Origin of the sequence: Micromonospora sp. DT47 (genome assembly GCF_049844475.1) — a bacterium.
In the GTDB taxonomy this organism is placed as follows: domain Bacteria; phylum Actinomycetota; class Actinomycetes; order Mycobacteriales; family Micromonosporaceae; genus Micromonospora.
The window spans coordinates 378,685-392,733 of the sequence record NZ_JBNCLC010000003.1; the positions used below are offsets into that span (position 1 = coordinate 378,685).

The 14,049-nt window shown below is 73.5% G+C and carries 11 protein-coding genes; 4 read left to right on the forward strand and 7 right to left on the reverse strand.

The annotated features are described in order from the left end of the window. Positions 1–304 precede the first annotated feature (304 nt). Complete coding sequence (locus ACLQ2U_RS06815) at positions 305–946, reverse strand: helix-turn-helix domain-containing protein (RefSeq protein ID WP_425749673.1); 642 nt, start codon at positions 944–946, stop codon at positions 305–307. A 90-nt stretch (positions 947–1,036) separates the two neighbouring features. Between ACLQ2U_RS06815 and ACLQ2U_RS06820 the strand changes: the two genes are divergently transcribed. Then, on the forward strand, positions 1,037–2,656 hold the full coding sequence (locus ACLQ2U_RS06820) for an FAD-dependent oxidoreductase (RefSeq protein ID WP_425749674.1): 1,620 nt from the start codon (positions 1,037–1,039) through the stop codon (positions 2,654–2,656). A gap of 10 nt (positions 2,657–2,666) precedes the next feature. Here the strand turns inward: ACLQ2U_RS06820 and ACLQ2U_RS06825 are convergent, their stop codons facing one another. After that, positions 2,667–5,678, reverse strand: coding sequence for a bifunctional [glutamine synthetase] adenylyltransferase/[glutamine synthetase]-adenylyl-L-tyrosine phosphorylase (locus ACLQ2U_RS06825; RefSeq protein WP_425749675.1), 3,012 nt, complete (start codon positions 5,676–5,678; stop codon positions 2,667–2,669). A 1-nt stretch (position 5,679) separates the two neighbouring features. Continuing rightward, the gene (locus tag ACLQ2U_RS06830) at positions 5,680–6,447 is read right to left on the reverse strand and encodes a type 1 glutamine amidotransferase (RefSeq protein WP_425749676.1); all 768 of its coding nucleotides are present in this window, start codon (positions 6,445–6,447) and stop codon (positions 5,680–5,682) included. A gap of 136 nt (positions 6,448–6,583) precedes the next feature. Between ACLQ2U_RS06830 and ACLQ2U_RS06835 the strand changes: the two genes are divergently transcribed. Together ACLQ2U_RS06835 and ACLQ2U_RS06840 are read left to right on the forward strand one after the other, a co-directional pair. After that, complete coding sequence (locus tag ACLQ2U_RS06835) at positions 6,584–7,459, forward strand: S66 peptidase family protein (RefSeq protein WP_425749749.1); 876 nt, start codon at positions 6,584–6,586, stop codon at positions 7,457–7,459. A 162-nt stretch (positions 7,460–7,621) separates the two neighbouring features. After that, positions 7,622–8,083 carry a hypothetical protein gene (locus tag ACLQ2U_RS06840; RefSeq protein WP_425749677.1) on the forward strand — a complete coding sequence of 154 codons (462 nt, stop codon included), beginning with the start codon at positions 7,622–7,624 and terminating at the stop codon, positions 8,081–8,083. Between the two features lie 165 nt (positions 8,084–8,248). On the opposite strand, the gene ACLQ2U_RS06845 is transcribed toward ACLQ2U_RS06840, so the two are convergent. From ACLQ2U_RS06845 to glnA, 4 genes are all read right to left on the reverse strand, one after another. Next, positions 8,249–8,881, reverse strand: a complete 633-nt coding sequence (locus ACLQ2U_RS06845) for a GrpB family protein (RefSeq protein ID WP_425749678.1) — start codon at positions 8,879–8,881, stop codon at positions 8,249–8,251. Between the two features lie 6 nt (positions 8,882–8,887). Continuing rightward, on the reverse strand, positions 8,888–9,880 hold the full coding sequence (locus ACLQ2U_RS06850) for a DUF4304 domain-containing protein (protein ID WP_425749679.1): 993 nt from the start codon (positions 9,878–9,880) through the stop codon (positions 8,888–8,890). A 212-nt stretch (positions 9,881–10,092) separates the two neighbouring features. After that, entirely contained in the window at positions 10,093–10,518 is a 426-nt protein-coding gene (locus tag ACLQ2U_RS06855; protein WP_425749680.1) for a DUF350 domain-containing protein, read from the reverse strand. A 90-nt stretch (positions 10,519–10,608) separates the two neighbouring features. Further along, a complete protein-coding gene (gene glnA / locus ACLQ2U_RS06860) occupies positions 10,609–11,958 on the reverse strand; it encodes a type I glutamate--ammonia ligase (RefSeq protein ID WP_425749681.1) in 1,350 nt (449 codons plus the stop codon). A 251-nt stretch (positions 11,959–12,209) separates the two neighbouring features. Here glnA and ACLQ2U_RS06865 point away from each other — a divergent pair, with 251 nt between their 5' ends. Then, positions 12,210–13,970 carry an NAD+ synthase gene (locus ACLQ2U_RS06865; protein ID WP_425749682.1) on the forward strand — a complete coding sequence of 587 codons (1,761 nt, stop codon included), beginning with the start codon at positions 12,210–12,212 and terminating at the stop codon, positions 13,968–13,970. Positions 13,971–14,049 lie beyond the last annotated feature (79 nt).

The window sequence follows — 14,049 nt, forward strand, 5'->3', positions numbered from 1 at the left end:
CCGCTCGGGCCGCCCAGTCTCGCGCCGGGTGTCGGACGCCTCCCGCGCGTCCTGTGGAGCTGATGTCGTCAACGACTCAACCCCGCCGGTGGCGGGCCAGGCACCCCCTGGCCGGCGGCGAGCCCGGCACGCCCAGGACAGCAGCGGGCCGGCCCGCCAGGGACGGCGGCGACGGTGCCACGGAGCGGCGATTCGTTCGCGCCATCAGCTCGAAAGGGCCGCGACAGTGGATGGCAGCCCCGGGCGTCCCATCGGCGCATCGCCCGTCAGGCCGCCCCGGGCGATCCGATCGGCGCTCTCCGGGTCAGGCCGGGTCGGGGTCGCGGCGGACCGGGGAGGGGCGGGCCCGGACGTGCAGCCGCTCCCCCTGCGGCCCGAACAGGCTGAGGATCTCCAGCGGGGTGTCCAACGGGTTGCCGAACCAGTGCGGCGTCCGGGTGTCGAACTCGGCGACCTCCCCCGCGTCGAGGGTCAGGTCGTGCGGGCCGAGCAGCAGCCGGCAGCGGCCGGAGAGCACGTAGAGCCACTCGTACCCCTCGTGGACCTGCTGGGCCGGCTCCCCCGCCGGCATCCGCGCCGGATAGATCATCTTGTACGCCTGCACACCCCCGGGACGGCGGGTCAGCGGCACGATGGTGATCCCGAAGCGGACCACCGGCCGGGCATGCACCCGGGGATCCCCGGTCTCCGGCGCGCCGACCAGGTCGTCCAACGGCACCCGGTGGAACCGGGCCAGGGCGAGCAGCAACTCCAGGGTCGGCCGGCGCCCGCCTGCCTCCAGCCGGGACAGCGTGCTGACCGAGATCCCGGTGGCCGCGGCGAGCTGGGCCAGCGTCACCCCGCGCTGCTGGCGCAGCGCGCGCAGCCGAGGGCCGACCGTCGCCAGCACCTCGTCCGGCGCCGCCGCGGTCGTCGCGATGTCCGCCGGCCCTCCGTCGTTTGCCATAACGGCAACAATACTTGTCACCGACGCCTGGGAGCGCGGACGATCCGGAAGGTCGGGGCGGGACCGGCCCGCCCGGAGGAGGCTCGGACGATGACGGAAGCAGCGATCCAGGACGTGGTGGTCGTCGGCGGCGGCGCGGCGGGGCTCAGCGGCGCCCTCGCCCTGGGGCGGTCCCGCCGGTCGGTGCTGGTGGTCGACGACGGCACCCCGCGGAATGCCCCCGCCGGCCACGTGCACAACTACCTGACCAGCGAGGGCCTGCCCCCCGCCGAGCTCTACGCGACCGGCCGGGCCGAGATCGCCCGGTACGGCGTACCGGTCCGCGACGGCCGGGTGACCGCGGCCCGGCGGCTGCCCGACGACGAGCCCGACGGCGCCCGGTTCGCGGTGGAGCTGGCCGACGGCCGCGCGGTGCGGGCCCGACGGCTGCTGGTCACCACCGGCCTCGCCGACGAGCTGCCCGCGGTCGCGGGCCTCGCCGAGCGGTGGGGCCGGGACGTGCTGCACTGCCCGTACTGCCACGGCTGGGAGGTACGGGACCAGGCCGTGGGCGTGCTCGCCACCGGCCCGACGGCGACGCACCTGGCGCTGCTGTTCCGCCAGCTCACCGACGACGTGGTGGTGTTCACCCACACCGGGCCGCCGCTGCCGGACGACCAGGCCGAGCAGCTGGCCGCCCGGGGCGTCACCGTGGTCGCGGGTGAGGTGACCGCGCTGGAGGTGACCGACGACCGGCTGACCGGGGTACGGCTCCGTTCCGGCGAGGTGCTCGCCCGGCAGGCCCTGGTGGTCTCGCCCCGGTTCCACGCCCGGGTCGGGCTGCTCGCCGATCTCGGGCTGCCGACCAGCGACTTCGTCGTCGCCGGGCAGGTGCTCGGCAGCCACGTCACCGCCGACCCCACCGGGGCGACCGAGGTGCCGGGCGTCTGGGTCGCCGGCAACGTGGCCGACCCGCAGGCCACGGTGATCGCGGCCGCTGCGGCGGGCCTGAAGGCAGCCGCCGCGCTCAACGCCGATCTGATCGCCGAGGAGACCGACCGGGCCGTTGCCGCCCGGCGCGCCCTCGCGGCCAACGTGGACGCGGCCGGTGTGGACGCCGAGACCGCGCGGCACTGGGACGAGCTCTACCAACGGCGGGAGCGGGTCTGGAGCGGGCGGGCCAACCCGCACCTGGTCGACGTCGCCGGGTCGCTGCCGGCGGGCACCGCGCTGGACCTCGGCTGCGGCGAGGGCGGCGACGCGATCTGGCTCGCCGGCCGGGGCTGGCGGGTCACCGCGGTCGACGTCTCCACCACCGCGCTGGACCGGGCCGCGGCCGAGGCGGCCCGGGCCGGGGTGTCGTCCCTGGTGGACTTCCAGCGGCACGACCTCGCCCGGACCTTCCCGGCCGGCGTGTTCGACCTGGTCTCCGCGCAGTTCCTCCAGTCGCCGCTGGACTTCCCCCGGACCGAGGTGCTGCGGGCGGCGGCCCGGGCGGTCGCGCCCGGCGGCCGGCTGCTCGTCGTCGAGCACGGCGAGGTCCCGCCGTGGAGCCGCCTGGCCCACCCCGACGTGCGCTTCCCCACCCCGGAAGAGACGCTCGCCGCGCTCGACCTCGACCCGGACGGCTGGCACACCGAGCGGCTGGACGCGCCGCGCCGGCCGGCCACCGGCCCGGACGGCGAGCCCGCCACCCTGGTCGACCACCTGGTGCTGGTGCGCCGGCGGTAACGGCGGGGGCTCAGGCCTCCAGCACCCGTTCCATCGCGGCACGGGAACGCCGGGCGGTCCGCAGGTACTCGTCGAGGAACTCGCCCGGGTCGTCCCGGCCGAGCAGCCGGACCACCCCGGCCAGCTCCACCCCGTGCCGGGGCAGCTGGTCGCCGGCCCGGCCGCGGACCAGCATCAGCGCGTTGCGGACCTGGGCGGCGAGGGTCCAGCCGGCGGCCATCTCGGCGGCGTCCGCCGGGTCGACCAGGCCGGCGTCCCGGGCGGCCGCGAGCGCGTCGAGGGTACGCGTGCCGCGCAGCGCCGGCTGTTCACCGGCGTGCCGGAGCTGGAGCAGCTGCACCGCCCACTCGACGTCGGCCAGGCCACCCCGCCCGAGCTTGGTGTGGGTGGCCGGGTCGGCGCCCCGGGGCAGCCGCTCGTTCTCCACCCGGGCCTTGATCCGGCGGATCTCGATCACCTGTTCCCGGGTCAGCCCGTCCGCCGGGTAGCGGACCGGGTCGACCATCGCCTCGAACTCGGCGCCCAGGTCGGCGTCGCCGCAGACGAACCGGGACCGCAGCAGCGCCTGCGCCTCCCACACCTTCGACCAGCGGGCGTAGTACTGCGCGTACGCGGCGAGGCTGCGCACCAGCGGGCCCTGCCGGCCCTCCGGTCGCAGGTCGGCGTCGACGCCGAGCGGCGGGTCGGGGGCGGGCATGCCGAGCAGTCGGCGCAGCTCCTCGGCGACGGCGTGCGCGGCAGCGCTGGCCGCGCTCTCGGTCACCCCGGCCGGCGGGTCGTAGACGAAGAGCACGTCGGCGTCGGAGAGGTAGTTCGACTCGTACCCGCCGAGCCGGCCCATGCCGATCACCGCGAAGCGCAGCCCGGGCGGTGCCGGCTGGGCGGCTCGGGCGGTCCGCAGCGCGGCGGCCAGGGTGGCGTCGGTGACGTAGGCCAGCGCCGTCCCGACCGCGGCCACCTCGGCGAGGGCGGCCGACCGGGACCCGCGCTCGGGGCGCGGGGCCAGCCCGCCGGCCCGGCTGAGCAGGTCGGCGCAGGCGATCCGGACCAGCTCCCGCCGGCGCAGCGCGCGCACCGCGCGGGTGGCCTGCTCCGGGTCCGGGTAGCGGGCCGCCGCGGCGGCGAAGCCGTCGCAGAGCACCTCCCGGGTACGTGGCACCAGCTCGCTCTCCTCGGCCAGCAGCCGCAGCGCCTCCGGCTCCCGGGCGAGCAGGTCGGCCGCGTACCGGGAGGAGGAGAGCACCCGGGCCAGCCGGCGCGCCACCGGCCCCTCGTCCCGCAGCAGCCGCAGGTACCAGGGGGTGCTGCCGAGCTTGTCGGAGACCTGCCGGTAGTTGAGCAGCCCCCGGTCCGGTTCGGGGGCGTCGGCGAACTCGCTGAGCAGCACCGGCAGCAGGGTGCGCTGGATCGCGGCGGTCCGGCTCACCCCGCCGGTGAGCGCCTGGAGGTGCCGCAGCGCCCCGGCCGGGTCGGCGAAGCCGAGGATCTCCAGCCGGTGCCGGGCCGCCTCCGGGGTCAGCCGCAGCCCGTCGGCGGGCACCCGGGCCACCGACTCCAGCAGCGGCCGGTAGAGCAGCTTGGCGTGCAGCCGGCGTACCTCGGCGGCGTGCGCGACCCAGTCGGCGCGGAAGATCTCGACGGCGCTGCGGCCCTGCGTGGCGGTGTAGCCGAGCGCGGCGGCGAGCCAGCGCAGCGCGGCCGGCTCGGTCGGCACGGTGTGGGTACGGCGCAGGCCCTGGAGCTGGAGCCGGTGCTCGACCCCGCGCAGGAAGCGGTAGCCGCGCAGCAGCGCCTCGCCGTCGGCCCGGCCGACGTAGCCGCCGGCGACCAGCGCGCGCAGCGCCGGGATGGTGCCGGGCGCCCGCAGCGAGTCGTCGCCGCGGCCGTGCACCAGTTGCAGCAGCTGCACCGCGAACTCGATGTCGCGCAGCCCGCCGGAGCCGCGCTTGATCTCGCGTTCCAGCTGCTTCGGCGGGATGTTCTCGATGATCCGCCGGCGCATGGCCCGGACGTCCTCGACCGCCTCGGGCCGCTCGGCGGCGCGCCAGACCAGCGGGGCGAGGGCCTCGATCCACTCGCCGGCCAGCGCCAGGTCGCCGGCGGCCGGCCGGGCCTTGAGCAGCGCCTGGAACTCCCAGGTCCGGGCCCACCGCTGGTAGTAGGCGAGGTGGCTGGCCAGGGTTCGCACCAGCGGCCCCCGGTTGCCCTCCGGACGCAGCGCCGCGTCGACCGGCCAGGCGACCAGGCCGCAGACGTGGATCAGCCGGGTGGCGACCGTGGTGGCGGCGGTCAGGTCCTCGTCGTCGGCGGCTACGAAGATCACGTCCACGTCGGAGACGTAGTTCAGCTCGTCGCCGCCGCACTTGCCCATCGCCACCACGCCCAGCCGGGGCCGGCGCGTACCCTCGGGCAGCTCGTCGACGGCGATCCGGTACGCGGCGGACAGGGTCGCGTCGGCCAGTGCGGAGAGGGCCGCCATGGTCTGCTCCAGGCCGCGCCCGCCGGTCAGGTCGGCCGCCGCGATCCGCAGCAGCGCCAACCGGTACGCCTGGCGGAGCACCGCCACCGGCTGGGTCGCGACGGTCAGCCGCCCGGCCAGGGCCAGGTCGAGCCGGCCGTCGGCGGCGGGGGCGAGCCCGTCCGCGGCCGTGGCCAGCACCGACCACTGGCTCGGGTTGGCCACCAGGTGGTCGCCGAGCGCGGAGGAGGCGCCGAGCACGGCGACCAACCGGCGGCGCAGCCCCGGGTCGGCGTGCAGTGCGTCGAGCACCGCCGGCTTGTCGGCGACGCGGCGTTCGGCCTCGACGAGGCGGTGCAGCTGGCGCAGGGCCAGGTCCGGGTCGGCGGCCCGGGAGAGCGCGGCCAGCAGCTCGGCGGCGTCCTCGTCGGTGGGTTCTTGCTCGTCGGTGCGCCACAGCCCGAGCCCCTCCGGGCCGAGCAGGTCGGCCGCACGGGCGCCGCCGTCCCCCTCGGCGGTGCCGAAGCCGTACCGGGCGAGCAGTCCCCTGGCCGGTCTGGTCATCTCAGTGCCCGAGCAGCGGCAGACTGCGGCGGGGGGTGTCGTCGTCCAGCTCGCCGAGGGCGAGAGCGGCGAACCGGATGGCGAACGGCTGCCACACCTCCTCGACGTCGGCCATCACCCGGTCGCAGGCCGCGACCACCAGCTCCTCGTCGTACCCCAGCTCGGCCAGCAGGTCGGAGTCGCGGGCCCAGTCGGCGATCATCGCGGTGTCGCACTCGATGTGGAACTGCAACCCCCAGGCCCGGTCGCCGAGGCGGAACGCCTGGTGCGGGTAGCGGGTGGAGGCGGCCAGCAGGGTGGCGCCCCGGGGCAGCTCGGTGATCTCGTCGGAGTGCCACTGGAGCACGTCCGGGATCAGCGGCACGTACCGGAAGAGCGGGTCGGCGTCGGCGGCGTCCCGCTTGCCGACCACCCCGGGGCCGACCTCGGGGCCGGACGGGCTGCGCTCCACCAGGCCGGCGTGCGCGGTGGCCAACAGTTGGGCGCCGAGGCAGACGCCGAGGGTCGGGACCCGGTACCGGACCGCCTTGCGCAGCAGCCCCTCGAGCGCCGGGAACCAGGGCGCGCCGGGAGTGCCGTCGGGCAGCGGGTACGCCTGCTGCTCGCCGCCGAGCACCACCAGCGCGGCGTACCCCGCCAGGTCGGCGGGGAGCTCCTCGCCCGCGTGCGGGCGGAGCACGTGCAGCTCCAAGCCCCCCTCGGTCAGCCACTCCCCCAGCCGGCGGAGGTCGTCGGTCGGGTCATTCTCGATCACCAGCGCGGTCGCCACGGTGTCGAGGCTATCGGGTGCGCCACCGGCCGCCGGGAACGGCTCGGCCAGGCGGCGACGCCCGCTAGGCTCTGCCGCTGTGATCGACGACGCTTCCGCCCTGCTTCCGCCCGTGCTGCGCGAGGGCGACACCGTGATGCTCGTGTCGCCGTCCGGGCCGACCCGGCCGGAGCGGGTGGCGCGCGGCATCGAGCTGCTCACCGGCTGGGGGCTGCGGCCGGTGCTGGCGCCGAACGCGTACGCCCAGCGGGGCTACCTGGCCGGCGGGGACGAGCTGCGCGCCGCCGACCTGAACACCGCGTTCGCCGATCCGGAGGTGCGCGGGGTGATCTGCACCCGGGGCGGCTACGGCGCGCAGCGGGTGGTCGACCTGATCGACATGGCCGCGGTCCGCCGGAATCCGAAGGTGGTGGCCGGCTTCTCCGACATCACCGCGCTGCAGTTCGCGCTCTGGCGCGGCGCCCGGCTGGCCAGCGTGCACGGGCCCGGGGCCGCCTGGCTGGACGAGCGCACCCCGCTGCGCTCGGCGGAGTCGCTGCACGCCGCGCTGATGACCACCGAGCCGGTCACCGTCGCCGCGGTGGCCGAGGAGGAGACCTTCGGGGTACGGGTGCCGGGGCGGGCGGCCGGGCCGCTGCTCGGCGGCAACCTCTGCCTGATCACCGCGTCGATCGGCACCCCGGACCTGCCGGACCTGACCGGGGCGGTACTCCTGGTCGAGGAGGTGCAGGAGCCGCCGTACAAGGTCGACCGGATGCTCACCCACCTGCGCCGAGCCGGCGCGCTGGACAGGATCGCCGGGGTGGCGGTGGGCCAGTTCACCGAGTGCGCCGACGGTTGGGACACCACCGTCGTCGACGTGCTGACCGAACGCCTCGGCGACCTCGGCGTCCCGGTCCTCGGCGGCCTGCCCATCGGGCACGGCGCCGGTCAGTTGACCGTCCCGGTGGGCACCCGCGCGGTCCTCGACACCGACGCCGGCACGCTCACCGTCTCCCCCGCCGTCCGCTGACCCCGGCCCCGCTCCCGGGGCCGGAGGGCGCGGTGTGGGTGGTTTGGGCAGAATTGCGGGCACGATTGCCAGCTCGCTGACAGGGTCGGGACGGGATTCCCCCAGGTTCGGCAGTCACGGTCGGTGACGTCAGCGCACCACCACCGAACAGCTGGAGGACTGATGTCCCGCACGATGTCGAAGAAGCACCTGCTGGCCGGCCTGGCCGCCGCCGGAGTGCTCGGCGTGGGGATCGCCGCCCCCACCGTGGCCTTCGCCGAGGATGCCACCCCGACGCCCAGCGCCAGCAACAGCACCGAGCAGGGCACCGACCGGCAGCAGCAGCGGGCCGACCGGCAGGCCGCGTTCGCCGAAGCCCTCGCCAAGGAGCTGGGCGTCTCCACCGACAAGGTGACCGCCGCCCTGGAGAAGGTGCGCGAGCAGCAGAAGGCCGACCGGCCGGAGCGCCCATCCACCGAGGACCGGCAGGCACAGCTGAAGGAGCGGCTGGACCAGGCCGTCAAGGACGGCAAGCTCACCCAGGAGCAGGCCGACGCGATCACCAAGGCCGTCGAGGCCGGCGTATTCCCGGGCCCGGGCGGCCGCGGCCACCACGGCGGCCCGCAGGGTACGACCGGCAGGTGACCCGGTGGCCCCGCCGTCCCCCCGTCCGGCCGTCCCTCTCCTCCCGGCCGGAACCGCCTCCGCGGCGGGGCCACCTCGCGGCCGGCTTGGTGATCCAAATACCGCATCGGCTGAGCGGACGCCTGCCTCCCAGGCCGAGTGCGTCCGCGTCGCCACGGCTTGGGGTCAGCCCCGACCCTCCTCGCCGGTTGCTGCGAAGATGCGCGCATAGATGTCATCGATGACGTCGTTCTTCGCCAGGCTGTAGTCGCTAGGTTGATGCGCGGTGTCCCGCGCGAGGCGCCGCTTGGTCGTGGCGTAAAGCTCCCGGTCTTCTGGATGCGAGCGCAGCCAGTCGCGGAAGAGCCTGTGCCGTACGGGTTCAGGCGCAACCTGCGGCCAGACGTGCAGATTGACGTCCTCCGCAGGGCTCACGAGCATCCGGTGCCCGTGCCACCACGGCTCTCGAAGAACGAGTCGGTACCCGAGCCTTTCAAGGGCGGGGATGTAGCGGGACTCGTCCGTCGTGTCCTCAATAAGGAGATCGATGTCGATGATGGGCTTAGCCGCCAGACCCGGCACCGATGTGGACCCGACGTGTTCAACCATGATGATCAGGCCGCCCAGAACCTCGTTGAGCAACGAGCTGGCAGCAGCGAATCGATCCACCCAAGCCGGGTCATGATCCTCGATGACGATGGACTGCCACTTTATTGGGGGCTCGCCTACCAAGGCGGCAGCCATCTGCTCGGGGGTGCCTTGGAAGCGCTGCGTGACTTCCTGCGGATACTCAGCCAACTCAACCTCCGAAAAAGTCAAAGTTGGTCAGGGTACGACATCGGAGATCGCTGCGCGCCGTGGAGCGGCCGGATTGACCTGCCAGGTGATCTCGGCGAACAGTTCGGACAGGCGCTCGAAGGCACGTCGAAGACGGTCGAGCAGGTCCTCGGGATTAGCACCGTAGAAGGTGACGGTGCAGGCAAGGCTTGTGCACTCCGCAGTGTGGTACAGCTGGGCTGCGTCTTGGACCGGTAGCACTGTGCGCAACAGCGCAACGTATTGGCTGAACTTGTTCTCCAGGTGGTAGAACGCGCTGTAGCGGTCCTGTGGCGTCGTGTCTGCGGCCACCCGGAACACAGCCGTCAGGGCAGGTTCGTCGGTTGGTGCCGGGCAGGCGAGGCCAAGCCGGCCAGCGACGCGTGCGGCCTCGCGGAGTATCCGGTTCGGCCCAGGGGAAGCCTTGGCGACGACCACGTCGAGGCATTCCTGGGCCAGGGTTGGCTCGCCCGCGTACGCGGCCAGGACGACCTCCCGCAGCCCCACCCAGTCGGCCGGCATCGGGTATCGGCGCAGCCGCGCAAGCATGCCCGCCCCGGTGCTCATCTTGTCGAAGAAGCCGAGCGCGTTGCGCTCAACCCATTGGCGGACTTCGGCACCGAACGCGGACAGGTCCGTCTGCGCGTCAAACGCCCGCCAGCCCCGCCACGCGTCGGCGCCCTTGTCGTCGCGCATCCGCCCGTCCGGCCCGACATCGCCGATCCGGCACCGGATATGGCACTCGGGTTCCTGCGGCGGCGCCTGCAGCGGATACAGCGAGACGATGGAGTCCACCTCGGGGATGAAGATTCCCAAGTTGATCGTGAACGACCCACCGTACCGGTTGTTCCACTTGTTGGGCTGGACATTGATCAGCTCTCGCCGCCCATCCCTGGCCCGGTCGTACGTGCGGCCCCGGCGGTCGAACCCGTGCCGCTTGAGCAGCGGCGTCACGCTATCGGCGAGCACCTGCGAGATCACCGCCTTGGACGACCGGTCCATGGGTGGTTTGGTCTCGTCTGGTGGCTTTATCAATGGCGCCCCCTGGTGGTGTCGGAGTCGCAGTTCAAGGCGAGGCCGGTCGATTGCGCGGTGGCGCCCGCCCCGGCGAACGGGGTGGCATCCAACCGGTGCAGCGCGACCGCCATCCTCCACCAGGGCGTAGAGACGGTCCGTCCGGTTCACCGCCGGAACCTACGACGGAGGTACGACGGTCAGGCGATGCAGGCGCAGACGATCAGCGCGGCGCCGAAGTGGGCGGCGGCGCTGACCCGGGCCGCCGGGTGCGGCTGGTCCGAGCAGATGATCTCGCCGAGCTTGCCCGGGGTCAGCAGGTCGAGCACGAAGAACGCGAGCGCCATGATCAGCAGGCCGATCAGCCCGAAGATCACTGTGGAGGCGAGCCCCTTGCCGAAGTCGCTGTAGCTGGTCAGGATCGCGGTGAAGACGATCCCCGCGATGCCGAGCTGGTTGGCGGCGAGCAGCAGCCCGGCGTTGCCGTTGCGGTGCACCCAGATCAGCTCCCGCAGCTTGCCGGGAGTGAGCAGGTCGACCAACACGAAGCCGGCCGCCATCAGCGCCACCCCGACGACCCCGAACACGACGCTCTGCCATGCTCCGGTGAGCAGATCCTCCAGCACCGACGGCCTCCCGACCCTCTCCGCCCGGCGGGAGTGCCAGCGCGGTGATCGAGACGATAGCGGCACCGCGCCAGCGTCGGCAGCCCCGCGCTACAGCGAGAGGTACCGCTGCCGCTCGTACGGGGTGACCTCGCGGCGGTACTGCTCCCACTCGGCCCGCTTGTTGCGCAGGAAGAAGTCGAAGACGTGCTCGCCGAGCACCTCGGCGACCAGCTCCGAACCGGCCATCACGTCGATCGCCTCGGCCAGGTTCTCCGGCAGGGCCTCGTACCCCATGGCCCGCCGTTCGGCGCTGGTCAGCGACCAGACGTCGTCCTCGGCGCCCGGCGGCAGCTCGTAACCCTCCTCGATGCCCTTGAGCCCGGCGCCGAGCATCACCGCGAAGGCCAGGTACGGGTTCGCCGCCGAGTCCAGCGAGCGGACCTCCACCCGGGCCGAGTTCGGCTTGCCGTACGCCGGCACCCGGACCAGCGCGGAGCGGTTCAGGTGACCCCAGCAGACGTACGCCGGGCTCTCGGTGATCCGGTCCGGCAGCGCCAGCGGGAAGAGCCGCTTGTACGAGTTGACCCACTGGTTGGTGACCGCGGTGTACTCCCGCGCGTGCATCAGCAGGCCGGCGATGAAGGACTTCGCCACCTTGGAGAGCTTCATCGGGTCGCCCGCGTCGTGGAACGCGTTCCGCTCTCCCTCGAACAGCGACAGGTGGGTGTGCATACCGCTGCCCGGCTGGTCCGTGAAGGGCTTCGGCATGAAGCTGGCCTGCACGTCGGTGGAGAGCGCCACCTCCTTGACCACATGCCGGAAGGTCATGATGTTGTCGGCGGTGGTGAGCGCGTCGGCGTAGCGCAGATCGATCTCCTGCTGGCCGGGCGCCACCTCGTGGTGGCTGAACTCCACCGAGATGCCGATCCGTTCCAACGCCAGCACCGCCTGCCGTCGGAAGTCCCGGGCCACCGCGTGGGTGGTGTGCTCGAAGTAGCCGCCGGTGTCCACCGGGACCGGCACGGAGCCGTCCATCGGACCGTTCTCCAGCAGGAAGAACTCGATCTCCGGGTGGGTGTAGAAGGTGAAGCCCTTCTCGGCCGCCTTGGACAGCGCCCGGCGCAGCACGTGCCGCGGATCGGCCCAGGACGGTCCGCCGTCGGGGAGCAGGATGTCGCAGAACATCCTCGCGCTCTCGCCGCTGACCCCGCCCTCGAACGGGAAGACCTGGAAGGTGGTCGGATCCGGCATGGCGACCATGTCGGACTCGAAGACCCGGGCGAAGCCCTCGATCGCCGAGCCGTCGAACCCGATGCCCTCCTCGAAGGCCGCCTCCAGCTCGGCCGGGGCGACCGACACGCTCTTCAGCGTGCCGAGCACGTCGGTGAACCACAGCCGGACGAAGCGGATGTCCCGCTCTTCCAGCGTGCGGAGGACGAACTCCTGCTGACGGTCCACTTCCCCAACCCCTCGCGACAGTCTTGTCCGCCTTCGACCGGGCTTTACCCGACCTGACCGCCCAGTCTCCCCGGGCCTCGTTACGCCGACGTTACGCCCCCCGCCGCCGGTCGTCCCGCCCCCCCGAGCGCCCCGGACGGACCGCCCCGGCCGCCCGCGACGCCGGCCCCGCCTCCCCGCCCGGCGCAGGGTGTCCGCCGTCTCTTCCGGCGTGCCGGATCGGCGTCCGGGCACTGGGGCAAGATGAGGGCATGCCCACCCTGCGTCTCGCTCTCTGTCAGGTCAACCCGACCGTCGGCGACCTCGCCGGCAACGCCGAACTGGTCCGCGCCTGGACCCGGCGCTCCGCCGACGCCGGCGCCCAGCTCGTCGCCTTCCCGGAGATGATGCTGACCGGGTACCCGGTCGAGGACCTGGTCTTCCGCCGCTCCTTCGTCGCCGCGTCCAAGACGACGCTGGAGCGGCTCGCCGCCGACCTGGCCGCCGACGGCCTCGGCGACCTGCCGGTGGTGGTCGGCTACCTCGACGCGGACGGCCCGCCGCAGATCAGCGGGGACGCCGAGCCGGGCCGGGGCGCCCGCAACGCCGCCGCGCTGCTGCACGAGGGCGGCATCGTGGCCACCTACTTCAAGCACCACCTGCCCAACTACGGCGTCTTCGACGAGGACCGCTACTTCGTGCCCGGCGACACCCTCACCGTGGTGCGGGTCGGCGGGGTGGACGTCGCGCTGACCATCTGCGAGGACCTCTGGCAGGCCGGCGGGCCGTTCGCGGTGGCCCGGCAGGCCGGGGTCGGCCTGGTGGTCAACATCAACGGCTCGCCGTACGAGCTGAACAAGGACGACATCCGGCTGCCGCTGGTCCGCCGCCGGGCCGCCGAGGCCGGCGCACCGATCGCGTACGTCAACATGATCGGCGGCCAGGACGAGCTGGTCTTCGAGGGCGACTCGATGATCGTCACGCCCGACGGCACCCTGCTCACCCGGGCGCCGCAGTTCGTCGAGCACCTGCTGGTGCACGACGTCGAGCTGCCCGAGGCGGGTCCGCACGGGGCGGACGACGAGGAGCTGGCCGACGGCATGCGGTTGGTCCGCCGTACCGTCGGGTCCGTCCCGCCGGCCCCGACGGGCCCGGCGGCCGGCGGCGGCGTGATGGAACCGGTCGCCGACGAGGCCGAGGTGTGGCAGGCGCTGGTGCTCGGCCTGCGCGACTACGTCAACAAGAACAAGTTCCCGTCGGTGGTGCTCGGCCTCTCCGGCGGCATCGACTCGGCGGTGGTGGCCGCGCTCGCCGTCGACGCGCTCGGGCCGCAGCGGGTGGTCGGGGTGTCGCTGCCCAGCCAGCACTCCTCGGAGCACTCCCGGGCCGACGCCGAGGACCTCGCCAAGCGGACCGGGCTGGACTACCGGATCGAGCCGATCCAGCCGATGGTGGACACCTTCCTGGCGAACATGTCGCTCTCCGGGGTGACGGTGGAGAACCTCCAGGCCCGGGTCCGCGGCGTCATCCTGATGGCGCTGTCGAACCAGGAGGGACACCTCGTCCTCACCACCGGCAACAAGAGCGAGCTGGCGGTGGGTTACTCCACCCTGTACGGCGACTCGGTCGGCGGCTTCAACCCGGTCAAGGACGTGTGGAAGACGCTGATCTGGCGGCTGGCGAAGTGGCGCAACGCCGACGCCGAGCGCCGGGGCGAGACCGCCCCGATCCCGGAGAGCTCGATCGGCAAGCCGCCGTCGGCCGAGCTGAGCCCGGGCCAGCTGGACAGCGACAGCCTGCCGGACTACGACGTGCTCGACCCGATCCTGATCGGCTACGTCGACGGCGACCTGGGCCGGGACGGGCTGGTGGGGTCCGGCCACGACCCCGCCGTGGTCGACAAGGTGCTCCGACTGGTGGACACCGCCGAGTACAAGCGCCGGCAGTCCGCCCCGGGCACGAAGATCTCCATGAAGGCGTTCGGCCGGGACCGCCGGCTGCCGATCACCAACCGCTGGCGCGAGCACGGCTGATCTCGTTCCTGTCGCGTCGCGGGGCGGGGCGGAGTGAAATCCTCCACTCCGCCCTGCCGTGACCGGGTGCGCCGGTGGG

Coding starts and splice junctions, on each gene's coding strand:
- ACLQ2U_RS06815 (WP_425749673.1), bottom strand. CDS start 946: ATGGCAAACGACGGAGGGCCGGCGGACATCGCGACGACCGCGGCGGCG.
- ACLQ2U_RS06820 (WP_425749674.1), top strand. CDS start 1,037: ATGACGGAAGCAGCGATCCAGGACGTGGTGGTCGTCGGCGGCGGCGCG.
- ACLQ2U_RS06825 (WP_425749675.1), bottom strand. CDS start 5,678: ATGACCAGACCGGCCAGGGGACTGCTCGCCCGGTACGGCTTCGGCACC.
- ACLQ2U_RS06835 (WP_425749749.1), top strand. CDS start 6,584: ATGCTCGTGTCGCCGTCCGGGCCGACCCGGCCGGAGCGGGTGGCGCGC.
- ACLQ2U_RS06840 (WP_425749677.1), top strand. CDS start 7,622: ATGTCCCGCACGATGTCGAAGAAGCACCTGCTGGCCGGCCTGGCCGCC.
- ACLQ2U_RS06850 (WP_425749679.1), bottom strand. CDS start 9,880: ATGGACCGGTCGTCCAAGGCGGTGATCTCGCAGGTGCTCGCCGATAGC.
- ACLQ2U_RS06865 (WP_425749682.1), top strand. CDS start 12,210: ATGCCCACCCTGCGTCTCGCTCTCTGTCAGGTCAACCCGACCGTCGGC.